Source organism: Streptomyces sp. NPDC000941 (assembly GCF_053599555.1).
Map to the genome: position 1 here is coordinate 1 of NZ_JBSFMM010000187.1, position 22,914 is coordinate 22,914.

Genomic DNA, 22,914 nt, shown 5'->3' on the forward strand with positions numbered 1-22,914 from the left:
CTGCCGGCTGCCACGGCGGCCCCGAAGTACCGCCCGGACTGGGCCGCCTGAGCGCCCAGGGTGGACGCCTGAATCGAGGCGGAGTCAGTTGCGGTGGCAGTGGCGGACGCGGGCGCGGCGGTCCCGGCCACCGCCATCACGCCGGCGGCCAGGAGACCTAACGCGAGGTTTCGGTATCGGCCGGGTGGCTTCACAACAGTCATGGTTCTCCTTGGAGGTCGAGGCGTTCTCATTGGGAGCGCTCCCAATGACGGCTGTGGTGCGGTCATGCCCATGTTGAGGAAGGCTGCTGACGGCCCCGACGACCGGGTGGCCGCGGCTGCCGGTCGGGTGCGGGTGTGGGGAAGCTCCCTGTGTCGGCTGGGGATGGCTCCCTTGAGCGTCGCCGCCCGTGTCCTCGAACTCCGGCACGGTGACGTAGGGGGGAACCTCACCGGGATACGGCTGTCAACGGTGGTCTGTGGGGCCGACACAAACCTGTCCACTCCGGATTGCCGCTCGGGATATCGAACAACAATCGGAAGGCCGGACAAGCATGGATGATAGGCGGACTCCGTGGGACGTCAACACCCCTTGCGCCAACCACCCCGTCGATGACCGATGAAGGCTGTTTGCACGTCCGGCACTCGGCTCATGTGGCCGGAACGGCACTCGCGCTGCTGTTTATTCGCCGGTCCCGCGCCATGGGCCGGTGCTCTCGCGGACGATCAGGGTGGGCTCGTCGCAGGGGTCGGGAGCGGGGGCCGCGGGGTCGAGCAGCCGGTGCAGCAGTCCGAAGCAGGTGCGGCCGAGCCCTTCGAAGTCGAGTCGGACCGTGGTCAGCGCTGGGGCGAGGAAGGCCGCGACGGGTACGTCGTCGAAGCCGGCCACGCTCAAGTCGTCGGGGATGTGACGTCCGGCTTCGCGGGCCGCCCGCATCACCCCGGCGGCCACGTCGTCGTTGCCGCACAGCACCGCGGTCACCGACCGGTCCGCGGCCAGCTCCCGCACGGCGAGGTAGCCGGTACGCGGCGTCCAGCCGCCTTCCAGCACGGGCGGTTCCGGGGCACCGGCCGCGCGCAGCGCGTCCAGCCAGCCCTGCGTGCGCTGGGCCACGTCCGCGGTCGAGGAAGGCAGCGCCAGGTAGTGCACCGTGCGGTGGCCCAGGCCCAGCAGATGGCGGGTGGCGTGGGCGGCGGCGAGCCGGTCGTCCAGCCAGGCCTGCGGCCGAGACGAAACCGGCTCGCTGCCGGAGGGGTGCTCTACCGCGGCCACCACCGGTGTGTCCGCGGGCAGCAGCCGCAGGGCATGCACCCCGGGGGCGTCGAAGGCGATGACCACGACGGGTTCGCCCGGCCGGGCGAGGCGGGCGCGTAACTCGGCCCGGTCCGGATGGGCGTGCCGGTCCAGCACACTGACCGCGACCGCGAATGAGGCGGCGCGGGCGGCCTCTTCGATGCCGCGCAGTGTCGAGGCGGCCCCGTACAGGCTGGTGTCGCTGGTGAGGACGGTCAGCGAGCGGGCTGCCTTGCCCGCGAGTTCGCGGGCTGCGTGGTTGGGCCGGAATCCGAGCGAATCGATGGCGGCTTCGACCCGGTGACGGGTGGCATCGGCCACGGCGGAGTGGCCGTTGATGACGCGGGAGACCGTCTGGTGGGAGACGCCGGCTTCTCGCGCGACATCGCGGATGGTCACGGTGGGGGCGCCGCTGGTGTCAGGGGCCGTGCCCATCAAACTGTGCCCACTCCGGGAAGGCGACGGTAGCCGCTCGGCATGGCTGGCTCCTTGCTCCCTGTCGGTGCGGGCTATGTGACCGGTCACTCAAGCGCGGGTTCGTCCTCAGTGATCATCCGCACGGCCGCCGGGCCCGGTCCGGCGGAAGAAGCCCGGAGAAATCCATGCTGCGCGAGCTCTTGACACTTCGGATTCCGACGCCAGAATCATGCAGTGATGTGACCGTTAACACAAGTGGTCGGGAGCGGACGGAAGCCGAACTCCTGCCGCGCCTGGGGCTGCCGTACCCCGACGACCACTCCTGAACGGGTCCACGGTCGCCAGGGCCGGCGCCGTGAACCCGTGATGGACAGCTCCCAAGGGCAGCGGCTGCTCAGCCCCGGAGCCGAGTGAACAGCAGGATCACCGGGGCGTGGGTACGTCCGGCCTGATCAGCCCCTGGGCGCGAAGATCGTCCCAGAGGCCTTCGGGCACGCCCCGACGGTGGAGTTCCACATTGCGGCTGACCTGTTCCCGGTCCCTCATGCCCAGGGTGACATTGACGGTACTGGGGTGGCTGAAGGGGAAAGCGATCGCGGCGGCGGGCAACGTCGTGCCGTGACGTTCGCAGACCTCGGCGATGGCCAGGGCACGGGCGACGAAGTCCGGCGGGGCGTCCTTGTAGCCGTACTTCATGCCCAGCGCCGGTCGATCCTGGAAATCAGGCCCGAGTTGAACACGCCGACGGCGACCACGCTCTTGCCGTGCTCCCTCGCGGCGGGCAGCACGTCGTCCAGCGCCGACTGGTCAAGGAGCGTGTAACGTCCGGCCAGCATCACCACGTCGGCCGCGGTCTCGCGCAGGAAGCGGGCGAGCATGGCCGACTGGTTCATGCCGGTACCGATCGCGCCGATCACCCCCTGGTCGCGCAGGTCCGCGAGGGTGGGCACGCGTGGCCGCGGCGGCCGTCGGTGGAGGTGTGTTAGGCGCCGGCGTCGCCCAGGCGGCGCCCAGCGCGTACACGCCCGACTGGAACTCGGTCGACCAGCACCCTCCGGCCCCGGAGTGGTTCCGGGACGCGAAGTTCGGGATCTACTTCCACTGGGGCGCTTTCAGCGTCCCCGCCTTTGACAACGAGTGGTACCCGCGCAGCATGTACCAGGCCGGCAGCCGGGCCAACCAACACCACACCGCGACCTACGGCCAGCCATCGGCGTGGCCCTATCACCACTTCATCAACGGAGCGCGGGACCCGGCGGGCAACTTCGTGAAGTTCGCGCCGAGGCTGAAGTCGGCCGGGGGGAACTTCGACCCCGATGAGTGGGCGCAGCTGTTCGTCGACGCCGGCGCCAAGTTCGCCGGCCCGGTCGCCGAGCACCATGACGGCTTCTCCATGTGGGACAGCCAGGTCAACGAGTGGAACTCGGTGAAGAAGGGTCCGGGTCTCGACCTGCTGCGGCTCTTCTCCACGGCCATCCGCGCCAAGGGCCTGAAGCTGCTGGTGGCCATGCACCACGCGTACAACTTCAACGGCTTCTATGAATTCGTCCCCGCCCAGACGGACAGCAGCCTCAAGAAGCTCTACGGGCAACTGGGGACGGCCGCGGAGAACCAGCTCTGGTTCGACAAGCTCAAGGAGGTCATCGACCGCGCCCAGCCCGACATCCTGTGGCAGGACTTCAAGCTGGACGCCGTCGACGAGACCAAGCGCCTGAACTTCCTGTCGTACTACTACAACCAGGCGGGCAGCTGGGGCCGTGAGGTCGTCGCCACGTACAAGGACGGCATGAACAGCAAGGGCGAGGTCTTCGACTACGAGCGCGGCGGCCCGGCCGACATCACCACCCCGTACTGGCTGACCGACGACAGCATCTCCAGCAGCAGCTGGTGCTACACCCAGGGCATCGGGTACTACACCATCCCGCAGATGCTGCACTCGTTCATCGACCGGGTCAGCAAGAACGGCAACATGCTGCTGAACATCGCGCCGATGGCCGACGGCACCATCCCGCAGGCACAGAGGGACATCCTGCTCGGCATCGGAGACCACCTGAAACGCTTCGGCGAGTCGGTGTACGCGACCCGCGCCTGGACGGCGTACGGCGAGGGCCCGACGAAGATGGGCGGCGGCTCGTTCACCACCCCACATGCCGGCACCGCGCAGGACATCCGCTTCACCCGCAACAAGGCCGACAACATCCTGTACGCCACCGTCCTGGGCTGGCCCGGCAGCTCGCTGACGATCAAGACCCTCAACTCGGACCGGATCAACACCTCTTCGCTGACCTCGGTGAAGCTGCTCGGCTCCACCGCCGGCACCTACATCGACCTGCCCACGCCGACCCAGAACACTTCCGGCCTCACGCTCACCCTGCCGTCCGCAGCCCCGTACAGCGCCGGCGCCTACGTCCTCAAGCTCGCCTTCTCCGGCACGATCCCGGGCCTGCGGCCGCTCGCCGGCGCCGTTGCCTTCAAGGAGGTCGACTACAGCGGCGACGCGGCCGTGCTCGCCCTCGGCGACTACACGGCGGCCGACCTGATCGCGGCCGGACTGGGCGCGCGCACCCTCTCCTCTCTCCGGCCGGCCCCCGGCTACCAGGTGATCGGCTACTCCGGGGACGACTTCACCGGCACCTCCTGGACCTTCACCACCGAAAACCCAGACCTGCGGATCACCGGCAACAACGACCAGATCACCTCGCTGAGGGTCCAGTTCAACCCGGCGACGCACTTCCGGATCACCAACGTCACCAACGCCCTCGCTTTGGACGGCGGCGGCAACGTCGCCTCGGGCTCCAACCTCAAGCAGTGGACCTGGGACGGCAGCTCCAACCTCCAGTGGCAGGCGGTGGAGGTCCCAGGCGGCTACTACAAGCTGGTCAACCGCACGAACGGCATGGTCGCCGACGGCTGGGGCGCCACCGCCGACGGCTCCGCCGCCAGGCAGGCAGCCTGGAACGGTGGCACCAACCAGCAGTGGACGATCACTCACCGGGGCGGCGACTGCTGTTCGATCGCCAACCGCACCACCGGCCTGGTCCTCGACGGCGGCGGCAACGTCGGCTCGGGCTCGGTCACCAAACAGTGGACCTACGGAAGCAGCACCAACCTGTTGTGGACGTTCACACCCCTGTGACCAGGACGGACGCGGCCGAGAGCGTGTGTCCTCGGCTTGTGCAGCCACGGTGGATCTCTCAAGGAGACATGGGATGAATTTATAGGGTGCCCCGGAAATGGTGTCCGTATCTCTCGCGCGCAAAAGCGATCGAGATGCGATCACCTGCGGGTACGGGGGAGTCGACGCGAGCCCTGATGATGTGATCACTCCGCTCCTTCCTGGGCTATGGGATGTATTGGTACGCTGCCGACGCCCGGGGATGAGCAGGGGGTAGCGCAGCATGTCATTGACCGACAAGGCCATCGACCGCATCAGGGAGCTCGTCCAGTCGGGTGAGCTTCCTCCGGGTGCCAAGCTGCCGCCCGAACAGCAGCTCGCCGCGGAGCTGGGGCTGTCCCGCAATCTGATGCGGGAGGCGGTCAAGGCGCTGGCCGTCTCGCGGGTGCTGGAGATCCGGCGCGGCGACGGCACGTACGTGACCAGCCTGGAACCGGAACTGCTGCTGAGCGGCATCGGATCCGCGGTGGAGCTGCTGCGCGGCGACACTCTGCTGGAACTCACCGAGGTCCGCCGACTGTTCGAGCCAGTCGCCACCGGCCTGGCCGCCGGCCGCATCTCGGCCGAGGGGCTCGCGGAGGTGGAGCGACACCTGGAGGCGATGCAGGCGGCCCGCGACGACGTCGAGGAGCTCAACGAGCACGACGCCGCGTTCCACCGCGCGGTGATCGCGGCCACGGGCAACGCGACGCTCGCCACTTTGCTGGAGGGCATCGCGAGCCGGACGCTGCGCGCGCGTGTTTGGCGCGGACTGGTCGACGAGGATGCCGCCGGCCGCACGCTGGCCGAGCACAAGGCGATCTACCGCGCGCTGGCCGCCGGCGACGCTGCCCTCGCCCAGGCCGCCGCCCTCATGCACGTCAACACCACCGAGCAGTGGCTGCGCGAGCACCTGGACCGGGACGGCGCCTCGTAGCCGCGAGCCCTGCGCGTGGGCCCGTGGGCTCAGAAGCCCCATTGACCGCTGACATCGACGGCGCGTTCCTGGCCGTCACAAGCGCCCAACGGGAGGTGTCAGAATGGCGGCGGGGGCAGGCGAGGCGATGGGGAAAGGCGATTGTGCCGGACAACCGATCGGGAAGATCTTCGGCGGATGACGACAGGGAGCGTGGCGCGGGACCCGCGTCGGTGACGATCGCGTACATCGCCGAGTCCGCCGGCGTCTCGGTTCCCACCGTGTCGAAGGTCCTCAACGGCCGTTCCGGAGTGTCGGACGAGACCCGCGCCCGCGTCGAGCAGTTGATCCTTGAGTACGGTTACCGCAAGCCTCCCCAGAGCCGGAGCAATCTGGTGGAGCTGGTGTTCCGCGAGCTGGAGAGCATGTGGGCCGTGGAGATCATCCGCGGAGTCGAGCGGGTGGCCCGCACGAACCGGCTCGGGCTGGTGGTGTCCGCGTTCGGAACCCACGAGTCAGCGGGGATGATCGACGACACGGCCGGACGGCGCCCCCAGTGCGTTCTGTCGGTGGCGCAGCTCTCCGAAGCGGAGCGGGAACAGCTGAAGGCGAAGGGCATCCCGTTCGTCGTCTTCGACCCGATCGACGAGCTGCCCGACGACGTGCCGTTCGTCAGTGCCACAAACTGGCGGGGCGGCCAGACGGCGACCCGGCATCTGATCGACCTGGGACACCGGCGCATCGCCATGATCAGCGGGCCGGATCACCCCTACTGCCGCGCCCGGCTGTCCGGTTACTTCTCCGCCCTCTCGGACGCCGGCCTGCCGACGGCACCCGAACTGGTGGTGAAGACCCAACTCACGCGCGAGCACGGGTACACCGCGGCGCGCGAGCTGCTGTCCCGCCCTGATCGTCCCACCTCGGTGTTCACCGCGAACGACATGCAGGCGCTCGGCGTCTACCGGGCCGCGCGCGAGCTCGGTTTGCGCATCCCGCACGATCTCAGCGTGGTGGGCTACGACGACGTCCCGGCCGTGGCCTGTGCGGATCCTCCCCTGACCACCGTCCATCAGCCGCTGGCCGAGATGGCGACAGCCGCCACCGAGCTGGCCCTGGCGCTCGGCCGCGGCGACGATGTGCCGCGGCTCGGACTGGAGATCGCGACGACCCTCACCGTCCGGGAGAGCACGGCTGTGCCGAAGGAGGAGTGAGGTCGCGCGGAGTCGCGGGTGTGCCCTGGTTGCCCGGGGAGCGGGCAACCAGGGCGCGGGGCCGGTCGGTCAGGACGTCGTGCCGGTGACCGAGGATCCGGACTTGGTGACGTGGTACGTGACGGTGGCGCCGCTCCAGAAGTGGAACGTCAGCGTCACCGGTGCGCCGTCGCGGAGTGCGTTCAGGAAGTCGGAGGTCAGGATGGTCTTGCCGCCCGGGTAGTCCGGCGAGAAGGCCGTGTTGAACTCCTGGAACGGAGTCCAGGTGGCCTGGCCGGCGTTGCTGCCGTCGGCGTACTTGGCCTCCATGGTCGCCAGCACGTCACCGCGGTACTGCGTGGGAACGGTGAACGAGCCGGTCGTGCCGGAGGCGTTCGACAGCACCGGAGGGTCATAGGTGATGATGTCGATCTGCCAGGGCAGCCCGCCGGAGAACCGGGCCTGGAGCGTTGCGTTGACCCCGTAGTCCCGGTTGCCGGTCAGCCGGGTCAGCGCGTCGGCCGTGAGGGTGAGCTGAACGCCGGAGACGGTGTAGTCCCGTCCCTCGACCAGCTTGGTGTCGCCCTGCCACAGGCCCTGGAAAGTGTTGCCGTTCGGGTTGAGAGTGAGTGTCTGGGCGGTGATCGGGCTCGACTTCCGTACGAAGACCTTGTCGAAGGATGCCGTAGCCGAGCGGGTGGTCCAGCTGGACTTGATCCAGGCGAACAGGGCGGGGTCGCGCCATTGCATCGTGGAGCGGTTCAGGTAGGCGAAGCCGGGGTCCCACAGGGCGGTGGTGACACCGGCGGCGCGTGCCGCGTACCCGACATGCTCGTAGTACTTCAGTGCCTCGCCCCGCTCGATGCGGGAGGGGTGGTTGTCGTCGGGATATCCGAGCAGACCGTACTCGCCGAGGTAGACGGGGATGCCCTTGGCGACGAACGTGTCGTGCATACGGGCGAAGGCGTCCGTCAGGTCCTTCTGGGCGTTGTCGTCGTACCGCGTGCCGCCCGCGATGTTCACGCTGAACGGGTACCAGCCGTAGTAGTGCACGGTGGCCACGAGGTTGCTGTCGTGCAGTGCGCCGATCGTGGTGGACAGGTCGTCCATGAGGGTCTGGGACGGGGTGCAGACCTGCGTGGGCAGGACGAGCAGACGGTCGGTGTTCCCGCCGCCCGAGGAGCGGACGACCTTGTGGAAGGAGGTGTTCAGCTCGTTCAGGAGCTGGCTCTTCTGCGCGTCCGTGGCGTTGTCGAAGACCGGCTCGTTGACACTCTCGAACAGCAGGGTGCGCGGCTCGTCCCGGAACGTCGAGGAGATCTGGGTCCAGGTGGCGTTGAAGCGGGCGAGCACCTTGTCGTGGTCGGTGGGCATCTTCGAGATCCACTGCCACGAGTCGTGGTGGACGTTGATCACGACGTAGAGGCCGTCGGCCAGCGCCCAGTCCACCACCTGCTTGACGCGGCTCATGTACGTGGCGTCGATGGTGTACGGGGCGGTGGCGGACTGGTGGTCGTTCCAGGTCACCGGGATGCGGACGCTGCGGAAGCCCTGCGCGCGGATGGTGTCGAACAGTTCCTTGGTGACCTTCGGGTTGCCCCAGGACGTCTCGTCTGGAATGGCGTCCAGGCTGTTGCCCAGGTTCCAGCTGGGCTGCATCGCCGCCACGGCGTCCATGGCGGAAGCCGGAACCCTCACCGCCGACCGCGATGGCTCCCTGGTGCCGTCGGGCGCGGCGGACGCGCTGCCACCGGACAGCCCCAGGACGACGAGCAGCGCCAGCAGCAGGGCCGCCAGGCGTCCGGGACCCCGGTTCCGGTGGTGCGCGGGTTGCCGTATGTCCTTCACGTGCCGTTCCTTTCGGTCGGTCGTGCGGATGGTGATCCGATCCGTGGCGATCAGCCGCCACAGTCGGCCCTGCCTGTCCGTGCAGGTTCATTGGGTGGTGCCGGTTCAGCGGCTGATGGGCTCGTAGTCGAACCAGTCGAAATGGACGGTGCCGGCCGCGGCGTACATGCCGATGACGCGTCCGGTGAAGCCGCCGGCGACCTCGGTCGACAGGTAGCGGCCGTCGAGCGTCGCGAGCACGCTGAGGGTGCCGTCGGGTTGCTCGACACCGAAGGAGACGGCGTCGGGGCCGGTGCGGGCGTCGTGCGGAGGCGGCGGGTCGCTGATCGTGAGACCGAGCACCACCGGCCCGTCGGGTACGGGCTGTGCGGCCACCACCGTGCGCAGGGAGCCGACCCGCGCGACCACCCGCACCTCGCCCCCGGACACCTCGATGGCGTAGTGGTGCCGCTCGTCCAGCCGCACGGCCAGGCCGCCGCGTCCCTCCGAGGGGTCGACCAGGGAGCGCGCCCGGCACGACAGGTGCTGCTGGCGCCGGCCGGTGAAGACGACGTCGGGCTCGTCCAGGGAGCCGCCTCGCGCGCGCAGCGTCAGCCATCCGGGGCGCTCCTTGGTGGTGCAGTGCTCTGCCGGACGGTCCCGCACAGAGATCCACAACGGCCGCAGTTCGCTCAGGTCGAAGTCGTCCCGCTGCTCCTCGACGGGGCCGGGGACAAGGGGCCAAGGGAGCTCCGGCAGGTCCAGTGCGACCTCGCCGACGACCGGCCAGCCGTCCCCCCAGGTCACCGGCGCCAGAAAGGTCTCCCGGCCGAGTACGTGCCAGCCGGGCGTGCCGCCGCCCGGCCGTACCCCGAGCAGCACCATCCACCACGAGCCGTCGGGGGCCTGGACCAGATCGGCGTGCCCGGTGTTCTGCACGGGATGGTCGGTGCTCCGGTGGGTGAGGATCGGGTTGGCCGGGCAGGGCTCGAACGGGCCGCTCGGCGTACGGCCGCGGGCGATCGCCACGCCGTGGCCGCGCTCGGTGCCCCCCACGGCGATGAGCAGGTACCAGTAGTCGCCGATCCGGTACAGATGCGGCGCCTCCGGCGCCTTGGCGCCGGGTGTGCCGGACCACAGCTTCTGCGGTGGTCCGTACGTCCGACCCGTGTCCGGGTCGATGCGGACCTGTGCGACCCCGGCGACGGTGCACCAGCAGGTGCCGTCCTCGTCCCAGGCCAGGTCGGGATCGATGCCGGGCACGCCGGGGAGCCGGACGGGATCCGACCACGGTCCGGCCGGGTCCGTGGCGGTGACGACCAGGTTGCCACCGCCCTTGCTCACATTGGTGACGATCAGCCAGAAGCGTCCGTCGTGGTATCGCAGGGTGGGAGCGTAGATCCCGGCGGAGGATGGCACGTCGGCCGCCAGACGCAGCTGGCTCGGCCGGTCCAGGGCGTTGCCGATCTGCGTCCAGTGCACCAGGTCACGGCTGTGGAAGACGGGCACACCGGGGAAGTACTCGAAGCTGGAGCAGACGAGGTAGTAGTCGTCGCCCACCCGGCAGATGCTGGGATCGGGGTGGAAGCCGGGGATCACGGGGTTGGCGGGTCCGGTGTCTGACAAGTCACCAGGTCCTTTCGAGGTGTCGGGTGCCCACGGAGGCGGGGAGGGTGTGTCTCAGGCGGAGGTGCCGTCCGGAGAGGGCGCCTCCGGGCGGCTGAGCCGGAGCCGCAGTACATCGTGACCTCAGCGGATCGTGTGCTGTTTCTCGGTCATGGTGGCTTCTCGGAGTCATGGCCTGCGCAGCACCGCGCAACCACCGGGTGGCAGCTCATGGGCCGTGGTGTCGGTGAGCAGGTCGTGGACGGGCTCCGGCAGGGGCACGGCGTCCGCGCCATGGTTGATCAGAACGTGCCAGCGGCGGCCGTCGGGCGCATGCCGGGTGACGGCTTCCACACCGCCCGGCAGACCCGGCGCTTCCGGGCCGGCACCGGCCTCGTCGAGCAGTCGGCGGACCAGAGCGCCGTAGTCGGCGTCGTCGAGGCGAGTGGAGAGATACCAGCCCTGTCCGGTTCCGAATCGGTGCCGGGTCAGCGCCGGGCTGCCGGCCAGCATGCCGTGGGTGTAGGCGGCGAGCGTCTCGGCGCCCTTGGTGTGCAGGGACTCGCTCCAGACCGTGCCCAACGACCCGTCCGACAGGGCGATCCGTTCATCCGCCCGCAGCGGTCGGTGCTCCTCGACACGGATGCCCAGGGCATCGCGCAGTGGCCCGGCGGGATAGCCGCCGAGCCGGGCCTGCATGCGGTCGTCGACGCATCCGTTCGCGTGCTGGACGAGGAGCGTCCCGCCGCCGGCGACGTAGCGGCGCAGGTTCTCGGCGCCCGCGTCGGAGAGGAGGAACAGGGCCGGGGCGATGACGAGCGCGTAGCGGTTCAACTCGTGCTCGGGATGGGCGAAGTCGACCGTGACGCCGGCGTCCCACAACGCCCGGTGTGCTCGGCTCAGCTCCTTGTGGTAACCGAGGTCGGCGGAGGGCAGGCCGTCGACGCTCAACGCCCACCAGGCGTCAGCGTCGTGCAGGACGGCCACGGACGCGTCGACCGTCGAGCCCGCCAGCTCGCGGAGCCGGGCGACCGCCTCGCCGAGCTGGGTGACCTCCCGGAAGATACGGCTGTCGGGCCCCGCGTGCGGGACCATCGCCGAGTGCCATGTCTCGGCGCCGGCCCGGGACTGCCGCCACTGGAAGAAGAGGGCGCCCTCGGAACCGCGCGCGATGTGGCCGAGGGTGTGGCGCAGGATCTCCCCGGGCTCCTTGCCGAGCACCCGGTCACCGTCGTAGACGGTGTTGGTGCCCTGTTCCATCAGCAGCCATGGGCGACCGCCGGCCAGGGAGCGGATGCGGTCGGCGTGGAAGGCGACGTCGGCGGCGGCGTCCAGACCCGGTGACCCTGGGTAGTGATCGGAGGAGACCACGTCGAGTTCGCGGGCCAGGGCCCACAGGTCCAGGTTCTGGTAGGCGGGCAGCATCAGGTTGGTCGTCACCGGCCGGTCGCTGTGCGCCCGGATGGCGTCGCGCTGCTCGCGGAAGGCGGCGATTGTCTCGTCGGACCAGAAACGGCGGAAGTCCAGGGTCTGGCCCGGGTTCTTGTGCCACTGCGTCGCGCGTGGCGGCAGCACCTGCTCCCAGGAGGTGTAGCGCTGGCTCCAGAAGGCCGTTCCCCACGCCTCGTTGAGGGCGTCCAGCGAGCCGTGGCGCGCGCGCAGCCACTCCCGGAAGGCCGCCGCGGCGTACTCGCAGTAGCAGAGGGTGGCGTACTCGTTGTGCACGTGCCACAGCGCAAGGGCGTGGTGGTGGCCGTACCGTTCGGCCAGGGCGGAGGCGATCCGGCGGGCGGCGCTGCGGTAGGCGGGCGCGGCCAGGCAGTAGGTGTCGCGGCTGCCGTGGGTGAGGCGGGTGCCCTCGGGGGTGACCGGCAGTGCGTCGGGATGGGCGAGGGTGAACCAGGGCGGCGGGGAGGCGGTCGGGGTGGCGAGGTCGACGGCCACGCCGTTCGCGTGCAGGCGTTCGATGTGGGCGTCGAGCCAGGCGAAGTCGTAGTGGCCCTTCTCCGGTTCGAGCAGGGCCCAGGAGAAAACGCCCACGGTGACCAGGTTGACCCTGGCCTTGCGCATGAGTGTGTCGTCCTCCTTCCAGACGGGCTCGTCCCACTGCTCGGGGTTGTAGTCCCCACCGAAGGCGAGGCCGCCCAGGCGGTCGGTGATGCTGCCGGTGGTCACGGTTGCTCCTCCGGTGGCGGGGAAGGGCGAGAGCGTCGAAGCGCTTCACATGGACAGAGGGAAAACTAACGACAGGTTTCGCGCGAAACAATAGGTATAGCTCGAAGAAAGTTTCTTTCTGCAGATCCATTGACAGCCCGTCGCGGGCGATGGCAGCGTCGATGCGCTTCGACAATCCGGCCTTCGGCCCGCCATCCACATCCGTCTGTTCAGAGGTCTGACTCGTGGGATCTCCCTCCCTTTCCGCCGCTGCCGCCCGGCTGCCGTTCCGTGATCCCGCGCTTCCGCTCGGGGAGCGCGTCGGCGACCTGCTGGACCGGCTCACACTGGACGAGCGGGTCGCGATGCTGCATCAGTACGTCCCGGCCGTCCCACGCCTGGGCATCGCCTCGTTCCGCACCGGAACGGAAGCGCTGCACGGGGTGGCCTGGCTGGGAGTGGCGACCGTCTTTCCGCAGGCGGTGGGGCTGGGAGCCGCATGGGACGAGGATCTGGTGCGTGCCGTCGCCGAGGCGGTGTCGGTCGAAGTGCGCGCCTTGCACCGGCACCGGCCGACCCCGACCGGGTCCGGCACCAACGGCCTGCAGACCTGGGCGCCGGTGGTGAACCTGCTGCGCGATCCGAGGTGGGGCCGCAACGAAGAGGGTTACTCCGAGGACCCGCTGCACACCGCGCGCCTCGCCACCGCCTACTGCCAGGGCCTGGCCGGCGACCATCCCGACTTCCTGCGCGTCGCCCCGGTGCTCAAGCACTTCCTCGCCTACAACAACGAGACGGATCGCTGCGTCACCTCCTCCGGCCTGCGCCCCCGCGTGCTGCACGAGTACGACCTGGCCGCCTTCCGCCCGGTCGTCGCCTCCGGCGCGGCCACCGGCGCGATGGCCGCCTACAACCTCGTCAACGGCCGCCCCTGCCACGTCAGCCCGCTCATCGAGACGGAGCTGCGGACCTGGGCCCGGACCACCGGCCACGAGCTGTTCGTGGTCAGCGACGAGCAAGCGCCCTCCAACCTGGTGGAAATGGAGCAATACTTCGAGGACCACGCGGCATCCCATGCCGCCGCGCTGAAAGCCGGCATCGACAGTTTCACCGACCACCGCGAGGACAGCGCCACCGTGATCGGCCGACTGCGCCAGGCGCTGGAGCGCGGGCTGATCGAAGAGGAGGACGTGAACCGGGCGGTGCGCCGTCAGCTGCAACTGCGGTTCCGCCTCGGCGAGTTCGACCCCGACCTGGACCCGTACGCCGGAATCGGTCCGGAGGTGATCGACAGCCCCGAGCACCGCGCCCTCGCCCTGCGTGCCGCGACCGAGTCCGTGGTGCTGCTCAAGAACGATGGGCTGCTGCCCCTGAACCCGAACCGCGCACCGCGGATCGCCGTCATCGGGCCACACGCCGACACCTTGTACGAGGACTGGTACAGCGGCACCCTGCCGTACCAGGTCGGCGTCGTGGCCGGCCTGCGCACCGCGCTCGGACAAGACCGCGGCGAGGTGGCCTGTGTGCCGGGCGCCGACCGGATCACGCTGCGATCCCGCACCACCGGCGAGCCTCTGGGCGGGACCACCTTCGACGCCGAGGAGTGGGGCGACGGCGTCCTCACCCTGCGCGACGCCGACACCGGCCGCTACCTCAGTCTCCAGGACGACGCCTCACTCCTCGCGGACCGGACGGTGCTCAAGACCTGGTTCATCAAGGAAACCTTCCGTCTGGAACCCGACCCGGGCGGCGACAACGACACCTTCCTGCTGCGCAACGTCTTCACCGGCCGCTACGCCACCCTCGATCCCACCGACGGCCGGGTGCGCGTCACCGCCGATACCCCCGAGATGGCCGAGCGGTGGCAGCACGAGCTGCTGCGCGACGGCGCGGCCGAGGCACGGGGCGCCGCCCAGGAGGCCGACGTGGCGATCGTCGTTCTCGGCAACCACCCGATGATCAACGGCCGCGAGACCGAGGACCGTACCGGAACCGGCCTGCCCCGGACACAGGAAACGCTGCTGCGCGCGGTCGCCGCCGTCCGCCCGGAGACCGCGCTGGTCGTCATGAGCAGTTACCCCTACGCCGTCGACTGGGCCGACACCCACCTGCCGGCCGTGCTGTGGACCTCCCATGGCGGACAGGAAACGGGCCGCGCCCTGGCCGCTGTCCTGCTCGGCGAAGCCGAGCCCGCCGGCCGGCTGCCACAGACCTGGTACCGGGGCGGCGACGCACTGCCGCACCCGCTCGACTACGACATCATCAAGGCGGGCTGGACGTACCAGTACCACCGGACAGCACCCCTCTATCCCTTCGGACACGGCCTGTCGTACACCGACTTCACCTGCCGTGACCTGCGGCTGTCCAGGCCCGCCATGGCCCAGGACGGCGCGGTGCACGTCTCGGTGACACTGACCAACACGGGCACGCGCTCCGGGAGCGAGGTGGTCCAGCTCTACGTCCGAGCGGCAGACGCCCGCTACGAAGCACCCCGGCTCCGCCTCGCGGACTTCCGCAAGGTGCGGCTCCACTCGGGGGAGAGCCGGGAGGTGACCTTCGACCTGCCCGCCGAACGACTGGCGCACTGGGATGTCGCCGCGGGCGCCTTCACCGTCGATCCCGGCCGTTACGAGGTGCTCATCGCCCGCTCGGCCGAGGACATCGTCCTCAGCGCGCCGCTCGCCGTCAGCGGTACCGCCCCCACGCCGCGCGAACTGGTGGGCCGACGTACGCCGGCCGTCGACTTCGACGACTACGCGGACATCACTCTGGTCGACGCCACCCGCGCCACGGGCGATGCCGTCACCCCAGCAGAACCCGCTCGCCCCGCGACCCTGCTGTTCCGCTCCGCGGACCTGACCGGTGCTTCGCACTTCGAAGCCGAGGTCGCGCGCGAGGCCACCGGACCGGGTGAGGCGCGACTGGAGGTGCGGGCGGGAGGCCAACTCCTTGCGGAGTTCGCCGTACCGGTCACCGGCGGCCGCCACACCTGGACGACCGTGACCGCCGCGATGGCAGCGCGGGGCGACGGCCACCACGATCTGTGCCTCACCCTGCACGGCGACTTCCGACTCGCTTCCTTCCGCTTCACCGCGCCCGACGGCCCCGCCACGTGAAGGGACTGGGCCGCAGGTCTTGACAGGCCCTCACGTCGGGCCTTCGGTCGTCAACCGACAGCCTGCCGTGAATGTTCACGGACGAACCAGGGGGTGAACATGGCGAGGCACGTACAGAAAACGGTGCTCCTCAAGTTCTTGAGCACATCGACTTTCTGACACCGTTTTATGAGCATGATCCGGTGCCGATCCGGCCACGCGCCGCCGCTTAGCGATCTTGCTCATCAATCGGTCGATTCCTGCACGCCACAGCAAAGTGGGAACGCTTCGGCGGTCATCAGTGCGTTGGCTGAGGTCCCCGGTGGCCGGGGCGATCGAGAACAGCCAGGCCCGCAGGCGTCCTCGTTGTCGTAAGCGGCGGTGGGCCAGATCGCAGACCTGGGGTGACCTGCTTGCTGCCGGGTCATGGTGAGGACGACACCAGGCCCGCTCTGTAAGCGATGATCACGAGCTGGACACGGTCGCGGGCGTCGAGTTTGGTCAGCAGCCGCGCCACATGGGTCTTGGCGGTGGCGTGACCGATGAACAGCTCGGCCGCGATCTCGCTGTTGGACAGGCCGCGCCCGACGAGTGTCAGCACCTCGCGTTCCCGCTCGGTGATGCCAGCGAGTCGCTGCGGAGGGGCAGCGGCCGCGGGACGGTTCGCGAACTCCTCGATCAGGCGTCGGGTGACGCTCGGCGCGATGAGGGCGTCGCCGGCGGCCACGACGCGGGTCGCGGCGAGGATGTCGTCCAGCGCCATGTCCTTGACCAGGAATCCGCTGGCCCCCGCCCGGAGCGCGGCGTAGACGTTGTTGTCGTCGTCGAAGGTGGTGAGCATGAGTACGCGCGGCGCTGGGGCGTTGGAGGTGATCATCCGGGTGGCCTCGATGCCGTCCATGCCGGGCATCCGGATGTCCATCACGACGACGTCGGGCCGGAGTTCCCTGACTATCCGGACTGCCTCCGTGCCGGTTCCGGCCTCGCCCACGATCTCCAGATCGGGGGCGTCGGCGATGACCATGCGAAGGCCGGCTCGTACGAGAGGCTGGTCGTCGGCGAGGACGATGCGTACGGTCATCCCGGCAGCCTGGCTGTCACCCGGAAGCCGCCCTCGGGGCGCGGCCCGGCGCTGAACTCGCCGCCCAGCAGATCTGCTCGGTCGCGCATTCCAGTGATTCCGTAGCCGGTGCCGTCGGTCGCGGCATCGGGCGGCGCACCGGTGCCGTCGTCGACGACCTCGATGGCCAGCTCGGCGGTGCGGTAGTCGACGTTCACCTGGCAGTGGCGGGCGTTCGCGTGGCGGACCACGTTGGTCAATGACTCCTGGATGATGCGGAATGCCGATTGGTCCGTGTCGGGTGGCAGCGGACGTTTCGTGCCCTGCCAGCGCACCTTTACGTGGAGTCCGGCCGTGGCGGTGCCCTGCGTCAGCCGGTCCACGCCTGCCATGCCCGTCACCGGTTCGGGTTCGGTCCGGTGCAGCGTGCCGAGCATTTGGCGGAGCCCCACGAGGGTCTCCCGGCTGGTCAGCTCGATCGCGTCGAGCGCTCTGCGGGCTCCCTCGGGCTGGGTCTCGATGACCCGCTTGGCCGCGCCGGCCTGGATGGCGACCACTCCGATGCTGTGGGCGACCGTGTCGTGCAGCTCCCGGGCGATCCGCAGGCGCTCCGCCTGCACCGCCTGGGCGGCGGCCTGTTCACGCAGCCGCTCGGCGTACTCGCGCCGCTGGCGGATCGAGCTGCCCAGCGTCCAGGAGACCAGGGCGACCGAGGCGATCGGCACCGCGGCCTCGGTCACACCGTGCGCCCAGCCTCCGTTCGTGATCCGCCAGCCGCTGATCTGCGCCGTGAGGACCGCGACGGCCGCCATGGCAGTGGCGCGACGGCTGCGGTCGGCGGTGGCGGCGATGTAGAGCAGCAGCACGTCCGCCGTCGGGAGCAGCAGAGCCCACGCCCAGGGAGCGAGCGCCGCAGCCGCCAGGGATTCGGTGAGGACCAGGCCCAGGACCGGCAGTGGTCGGCGTCGGGCCGCTACGAGCGGCAACGCCAGGCCGACGGCCAGCGCCAGGCCGGCCCAGGGGCCCCGCAGGAAGGGGGCGGCCTCGGGCCCGCCCTGTTGCTCGAGCAGCCACAGCGCCAGTGCGAACAGCAGGGCCGCGCACCAGGTGAGGACCGGCCAGGCGCCTGGCGGGATGCGTCCGAGCAGGGGCGGCCGGGGCTTGATCTCTTCCACAGGCTGAGCGTAGGCGTGCACCCGGCTCTCCGCGTCGCCTTACAGGCGTACGCCTGCGGCATTACGGACCACCCAACGGGTCCGCTGAGGGCCGGACGCCCCCAGGACCCGGCTTGGGCGAGTGTGGACGGCGTTCCGAGCTCCACCGAGAGGACTCCAATGGTGATGGACACGATGACGACGACCACGTACGCGGCGGCTGCCCGAGCCCGTGGGCTGCACAAGGTCTACGGGGAGGGGGAGACCCGGGTCCTGGCGCTGGACGACGTCAGCGTGGAGTTTCCGCGCGGCGAGTTCGCCGCGATCATGGGTCCCTCGGGATCCGGCAAGTCCACGCTGATGCACTGCATGGCCGGGCTCGACAGCGTGACCTCCGGCTCCGCGACGATCGGCGATGTGGAGCTGGTCGGCCTGAAGGACAAACAGCTGACCCGGCTGCGCCGAGACAGGATCGGGTTCATCTTCCAGGCCTTCAATCTGATGCCCACGCTCACCGCCATGGAGAACATCACGCTGCCCGGGGACATCGCCGGGCGCAGGCCCGACAGGGACTGGCTGGCACGGGTCGTCGACGCGGTGGGCCTGGCCGACCGGCTGAGGCACCGCGCCAGCCAACTGTCCGGCGGACAGCAGCAACGCGTGGCCTGCGCCCGCGCCCTGGCAGGAAAGCCTGAGATCATCTTCGCCGACGAGCCCACCGGGAACCTCGACTCGCACGCCGGCGCGGAGGTCCTGGCGCTTCTCGGATCCTGCGTGCGCGACTTCGGCCAGAGCGTCGTCATGGTCACCCACGACCCGGTGGCCGCCTCCCACGCGGACCGGGTGGTCTTCCTCGCCGACGGCCGCGTCGTCGACGAACTGCGATCGCCCACCGCCGACAGTGTGCTGGACCGCATGCGCCGGCTCGACCGCGTCGGCTGACGGGGGCTGTCACTCATGTTCCGTACCGCACTGCGCAATGTCCTGGCCCACCGCGGCCGGCTCCTGATGACCATCCTGGCCGTGCTGCTCGGCACCGGCTTCATGACCGGCACCATGATCTTCTCCGACAGTATCCACCAAGCCGCGAACAACAGCCGCAGCAAGGACTTCACCGGCATCTCGGTCCAGGTTGCCGACGACACCGCCGGACTTCCCTCCAGCGCCAGGCAGAACAGCACCAAGAGCTCCGCCCGGCTCACAGAGGCGACCGTCCGTCGGATTGCCGCGCTGCCGGGAGTCGCCGGGACCCGCGCGGTGGTGAGCGGCACCGCTGCCATCGCGGACAAGAACGGCAACATGATCGGCGACATCATGAGAAGCACGGGCGCCAACTTCGTGCCGGATGCCGTCGGGAACGATGCGCGCTACCCGATGCTCCAGGGCCGAGGACCGCACACCGCGACCGAGGTCGCCCTGGACCGGGGCACCGTCGAGAAGGCAGGCTACCGGCTCGGTGACACCGTCCGCATCGCCGCCAACGGCCCTGCCATCAGCGTCACCCTGACCGGCGTCTTCTCCTCCGACGCGCCTGCGGTCCGGTCCGGCAACCCGCTGGCCCTGCTGGACACCCAGGGCGCCCGGAGGGTGCTGTCGCTGGCGCCGGACCAGTACAGCAGCATCGACGTCACCGCCGCCCCCGGCACCTCCGAGACCGCACTGCTGCACGCCGTCACTCCGCTGGTCCCCGGCGGCAACCAATTCCGAGCCGAGACCGGCGCGCGGCTGGCCGCGCAGCAGGCCGAGATGCTGGCCCAGAGCGGCAGGAGCCTGGCCACCATGCTGACCACCGCTGCCGGGATCTCGCTGTTCATCGGCATCTTCCTCATCGCCAACACCTTCACCATGCTGGTGGCCCAGCGCACCCGGCAGCTGGCACTGCTCCGCGCCATCGGCGCCGGGCGCAGCCAGGTCACCCGCTCCGTGCTGATCGAGGCGCTCCTTGTCGGTCTCAGCGGCTCCGCCGCCGGACTGCTCCTCGGCATCGGCATCGGCGCCGGTCTCGCGGCGGGAGTGAAGTCCCTGGACGCGGACCTCCCCAGAGCCGGCGTGGTCATCACCCCGACAACCGTGCTGATCACCCTGCTCGTCGGCATCCTGGTCACTGTCCTGTCCGCCGCGCTGCCCGCCCTCCGCGCCTGCCGGATCCCCCCGGTCGCCGCGCTGAGCAGCGGCGAGCAACCCGCCACCCACCGAAGCCTGTTTCTTCGCAACGTCCTCGGCTCCCTGACCACCGCCGGGGGCCTCGGCCTGGTCCTGTTGGGCAGCACCGAGAGGGGCGCCACGGCGCGTTTGCCGCTCATGGTGGGGGCGCTCCTCGCGGTCCTCGGCGTCGTGCAGCTGCTGCCGCTGCTGTCCCGCCCGGTGATCGCCCTGGCCCGCCCGCCGCTCGCCCGCCTTTGCGGCACCCCCGGCTCACTCGCCGCACTCAACGCGATCCGCAACCCGCGCCGCACCGCGAGTACAGCCGCCGCCCTGACCATCGGACTCACCCTGGTCACCGCGATGACCGTGATCGGCGCCTCGGTCTCGGATGCGATCGACCGTGCCGTGACCAACGAGATGGCGGCGGACTACGCCGTCACCACGCTCACCGGCTCCCTGGACCCGAGCATCGCGACATCGGTCGCCCAGGCCCCCGGGGTGGTCGCCTCCAGCCCGGTTACCGACGTGGAGTGGCGGATAGCCGGCGTGCGGACCGAGGCGAAGGGCCTGGACGCCGACAGTGCCGATCAGTTGGTCCGGCCGAGCATGAGTCAGGGGGCGGCCACGGCACTGAAACGAGGTCAGATCCTGGTGGACTCCGACTTCGCGGGCCGGCACGGACTGGCCGTCGGCTCCACCGTGACCGTGGCCGCCCCGCGCGGGACCGGCGCCCGCCTCACCGTCGGCGGGGTGTTCGCACCCAGCCGGATGCTCGCCCCCGTGCTCCTGCCGGGCGGCGTGGTCGCCGCACACCAGCCGTACGCGCCGGCGCAGCAGATCCTGGTCAAGGGCGCGAACGGGGCAACCCCTGCCTTCAAACAGGCTCTCAAGGACGCCACCGGCAAAAGCCCTGTGATCGAGGTCGAGAACAAGCAGGACCTGAGGGACGGGTTCGACCGCACCATCACCTTCGCCCTCAACCTGCTCTACGCACTGCTCGGGATGTCGTTGCTGGTCGCGGCCCTGGGAGTGGTCAATACGCTGGCAATGGCCGTGTTCGAGCGCAGACGCGAGCTCGGCCTGCTCCGGGCGATCGGCCTGGACCGCGGCGGCGTCAAGCGGATGGTACGGCTGGAATCGGTGTTGATCTCCGTCTTCGGCGCGGCGATCGGCATGGCCTTCGGCGTCTTCCTGGCCTGGGCGGCCGGCACCACCATGACCGTGACCCTGCCAGAGCTCCGCACGGTCTTGCCCTACCCCAAGCTGTTGCTGATGCTGCTGGCCGCCGTTCTCGTCGGCCTGGCCGCCGCCCAATGGCCGGCTCGCCGGGCCGCCCGTCTTGACGTGCTGGACAGCATCACCGCGGACTGACGGCCCGGCCTGCTCCGAAGGTCACGCCGGATCGCCTGGCGCCCGCCGCGTGCGGCTATAAGCAGCGGAGCGCCCTCGTACTGGATGTACTTGGCGTCTCGCCAATGCAGCGAGCGTGCGCGCAGGCGTCGCGGCCCGGGACGATCTGCTGGACCGGCCGCAGCTGTGGCCTCTGTGCTGCTGCGTCAAGCCCCGGCTATGCCGTCTGGTGGGGTAGCCCGTGGCCGGCGGCTTCCGCAATGCGGGGGCCCGGCACGGAGGCCGAGGCGAGGTTGAGGCGGGCGGCCATGTTCAGGTTGACCTCGCCGTACGGGCGCACATGGGACCAGAACAGCGGGGTCGGTCCGCGCCGGTCGGCGGGGGTGAGCAGGTCGGCCCACTCCGGCTCGTCCATGACGTCTTGGAGCATGAGGGTGTTTACGTAGACCAGAGCCGATTGCAGAATCCGCAGGCACAGAACGAACATCTCCTGCTCGTCGCGCCGGTTCGAGGCGGTCTCCCCGCCCTTTCCGTAGGCGATCACATGAAGGGCCGGGTCGTCATGGGGGTGAGCGGGGCCCTCGCCAGCCTTGCCGCGCTGCGCCGCGGCATTGTGGAGGCCCGCCGGACCGACGGTGCGTTGGTGGCTGTCATGGTGTGGGAGCCGCCGGAAGGGGAGGCCGCCTTTCGCCGCCGCCCCGAGGCTTCATGGGCGCGTCTGTGGGCCGGTGAGGCCCGGCAGCGACTCGACCGGGCCCTCGACGAGGCAGCCGGTAGTGTGCCCGCTGACCTACGGGTGGACCGGCTCGTGATCTGGGGCACTCCGGGGGCGGTCCTGTGTGCCGTCGCGTCCGGAGCCGAGGACCTGCTGCTCATCGGGGTGGCCCGCCCCGCGCGGCACATGGCGCGGCCCCTGAGTTGAGGCCGGCGGCGCGCAGGACACGGCGGACGGTAGCTGTGCTGATGATGTGGCCGAGGCGGCGTAGCTCGCCGTGTACGCGGCGGGAGCCCCACCGTGGGTTCTCGGTGCCGAGCCGGATGACCAGGTCGCGGACTTCTTCGGATATCGGTGGGCGTCCTGGGGGAGGTGGCTGGGTCCACTTCTTCTTCAGCAGGCGCTGGTGCCAGGCGAGCAGAGTGCGTGGCGAGACGAGTCGGTTGCCGCGGAGGGTGTGGGGCAGGAGCCGGGCGAGTGCGGCGACAGCGCCCGGTCCGGCCAGCTGGCTTCGGGGTGGGCACCCGTCGGCGCAGCACGGTGACCTCGTGGCGCAGGATGAGTATTTCGGCGTTCTTGGCCGCGGTAGATCGGCACAGCAGAGCGAGCCACGCGAAGATTCGTGTGGCGAGTAGGTAGGTCAGCTATACGAGCACAATGACGGATCATGCCCGACCGCGAGGTCAATGCCCAGGTCAGCAGCAGTGAAGCAGTTTTGAAACGCTACGGCGCCGGCTGGTGGCGCGGCGCGGGGCCGAGACTGGCAGCACGCAGCACCCGACGGACGGTGGCGGGGCTGACTTTGTACCCGAGGCGGCGCAGTTCGCCGTGCACGCGCCGGAATCCCCATCGGGAGT

General features: G+C 70.0%; 16 protein-coding genes and 2 pseudogenes. 7 read left to right on the forward strand and 11 right to left on the reverse strand.

Annotation, left to right across the window (positions count from 1 at the left end):
• The 3 genes and pseudogenes from ACWDSL_RS40205 to ACWDSL_RS40215 all read right to left on the reverse strand — a co-directional run.
• Positions 1-203, reverse strand: a pseudogene (locus tag ACWDSL_RS40205) (hypothetical protein); the annotation flags it as partial.
• Between the two features lie 460 nt (positions 204-663).
• Complete coding sequence (locus ACWDSL_RS40210) at positions 664-1,710, reverse strand: LacI family DNA-binding transcriptional regulator (RefSeq protein WP_450492964.1); 1,047 nt, start codon at positions 1,708-1,710, stop codon at positions 664-666.
• 405 nt (positions 1,711-2,115) lie between these two features.
• A pseudogene (locus ACWDSL_RS40215) lies at positions 2,116-2,642 on the reverse strand (aldo/keto reductase); the annotation flags it as partial.
• A 29-nt stretch (positions 2,643-2,671) separates the two neighbouring features.
• Between ACWDSL_RS40215 and ACWDSL_RS40220 the strand changes: the two are divergent.
• The 3 genes from ACWDSL_RS40220 to ACWDSL_RS40230 all read left to right on the forward strand — a co-directional run bounded on the left by ACWDSL_RS40220 (position 2,672) and on the right by ACWDSL_RS40230 (position 6,973).
• A complete protein-coding gene (locus ACWDSL_RS40220; RefSeq protein WP_450492965.1) occupies positions 2,672-4,828 on the forward strand; it encodes an alpha-L-fucosidase in 2,157 nt (718 codons plus the stop codon).
• Between the two features lie 262 nt (positions 4,829-5,090).
• A complete protein-coding gene (locus tag ACWDSL_RS40225) occupies positions 5,091-5,783 on the forward strand; it encodes a FadR/GntR family transcriptional regulator (protein ID WP_450492966.1) in 693 nt (230 codons plus the stop codon).
• A 212-nt stretch (positions 5,784-5,995) separates the two neighbouring features.
• A complete protein-coding gene (locus ACWDSL_RS40230) occupies positions 5,996-6,973 on the forward strand; it encodes a LacI family DNA-binding transcriptional regulator (RefSeq protein WP_450492967.1) in 978 nt (325 codons plus the stop codon).
• 69 nt (positions 6,974-7,042) lie between these two features.
• On the opposite strand, the gene ACWDSL_RS40235 is transcribed toward ACWDSL_RS40230, so the two are convergent.
• The 3 genes from ACWDSL_RS40235 to ACWDSL_RS40245 form a co-directional block, all read right to left on the reverse strand.
• Positions 7,043-8,800, reverse strand: coding sequence for a cellulase family glycosylhydrolase (locus ACWDSL_RS40235; protein ID WP_450492969.1), 1,758 nt, complete (start codon positions 8,798-8,800; stop codon positions 7,043-7,045).
• Between the two features lie 105 nt (positions 8,801-8,905).
• Entirely contained in the window at positions 8,906-10,405 is a 1,500-nt protein-coding gene (locus ACWDSL_RS40240) for a glycoside hydrolase family 43 protein (protein ID WP_450492970.1), read from the reverse strand.
• A gap of 168 nt (positions 10,406-10,573) precedes the next feature.
• Positions 10,574-12,559, reverse strand: coding sequence for a beta-galactosidase (locus tag ACWDSL_RS40245; protein ID WP_450492971.1), 1,986 nt, complete (start codon positions 12,557-12,559; stop codon positions 10,574-10,576).
• Between the two features lie 224 nt (positions 12,560-12,783).
• Between ACWDSL_RS40245 and ACWDSL_RS40250 the strand changes: the two genes are divergently transcribed.
• Positions 12,784-15,654: a glycoside hydrolase family 3 C-terminal domain-containing protein gene (locus tag ACWDSL_RS40250; RefSeq protein WP_450492973.1), complete on the forward strand. Its 2,871-nt coding sequence runs from the start codon at positions 12,784-12,786 to the stop codon at positions 15,652-15,654.
• Between the two features lie 403 nt (positions 15,655-16,057).
• Here the strand turns inward: ACWDSL_RS40250 and ACWDSL_RS40255 are convergent, their stop codons facing one another.
• Positions 16,058-16,714, reverse strand: a complete 657-nt coding sequence (locus ACWDSL_RS40255; RefSeq protein ID WP_450492975.1) for a response regulator — start codon at positions 16,712-16,714, stop codon at positions 16,058-16,060.
• Positions 16,711-17,868, reverse strand: coding sequence for a sensor histidine kinase (locus tag ACWDSL_RS40260; protein ID WP_450492977.1), 1,158 nt, complete (start codon positions 17,866-17,868; stop codon positions 16,711-16,713). The genes ACWDSL_RS40255 and ACWDSL_RS40260 overlap by 4 nt, the downstream gene beginning before the upstream one ends.
• A 174-nt stretch (positions 17,869-18,042) precedes the next feature.
• Between ACWDSL_RS40260 and ACWDSL_RS40265 the strand changes: the two genes are divergently transcribed.
• Together ACWDSL_RS40265 and ACWDSL_RS40270 are read left to right on the forward strand one after the other, a co-directional pair.
• Positions 18,043-18,789, forward strand: a complete 747-nt coding sequence (locus ACWDSL_RS40265; protein WP_450492979.1) for an ABC transporter ATP-binding protein — start codon at positions 18,043-18,045, stop codon at positions 18,787-18,789.
• A 15-nt stretch (positions 18,790-18,804) separates the two neighbouring features.
• Positions 18,805-21,363 (forward strand): ABC transporter permease, encoded by a 2,559-nt coding sequence (locus ACWDSL_RS40270; RefSeq protein ID WP_450492980.1) that lies wholly within the window; start codon positions 18,805-18,807, stop codon positions 21,361-21,363.
• A gap of 196 nt (positions 21,364-21,559) precedes the next feature.
• On the opposite strand, the gene ACWDSL_RS40275 is transcribed toward ACWDSL_RS40270, so the two are convergent.
• Positions 21,560-21,886, reverse strand: coding sequence for a Tn3 family transposase (locus tag ACWDSL_RS40275; RefSeq protein ID WP_450492982.1), 327 nt, complete (start codon positions 21,884-21,886; stop codon positions 21,560-21,562).
• Here ACWDSL_RS40275 and ACWDSL_RS40280 point away from each other — a divergent pair, their 5' ends adjacent.
• A complete protein-coding gene (locus tag ACWDSL_RS40280) occupies positions 21,887-22,264 on the forward strand; it encodes a universal stress protein (RefSeq protein ID WP_450492984.1) in 378 nt (125 codons plus the stop codon).
• Here the strand turns inward: ACWDSL_RS40280 and ACWDSL_RS40285 are convergent.
• Together ACWDSL_RS40285 and ACWDSL_RS40290 are read right to left on the reverse strand one after the other, a co-directional pair.
• Positions 22,215-22,562, reverse strand: a complete 348-nt coding sequence (locus ACWDSL_RS40285; RefSeq protein ID WP_450492986.1) for a helix-turn-helix domain-containing protein — start codon at positions 22,560-22,562, stop codon at positions 22,215-22,217. The two genes, ACWDSL_RS40280 and ACWDSL_RS40285, sit on opposite strands and share 50 nt — an antisense overlap.
• 218 nt (positions 22,563-22,780) lie before the next feature.
• On the reverse strand, positions 22,781-22,914 hold a 134-nt coding region (locus ACWDSL_RS40290), incomplete at its 5' end, for an IS3 family transposase (RefSeq protein ID WP_450492988.1).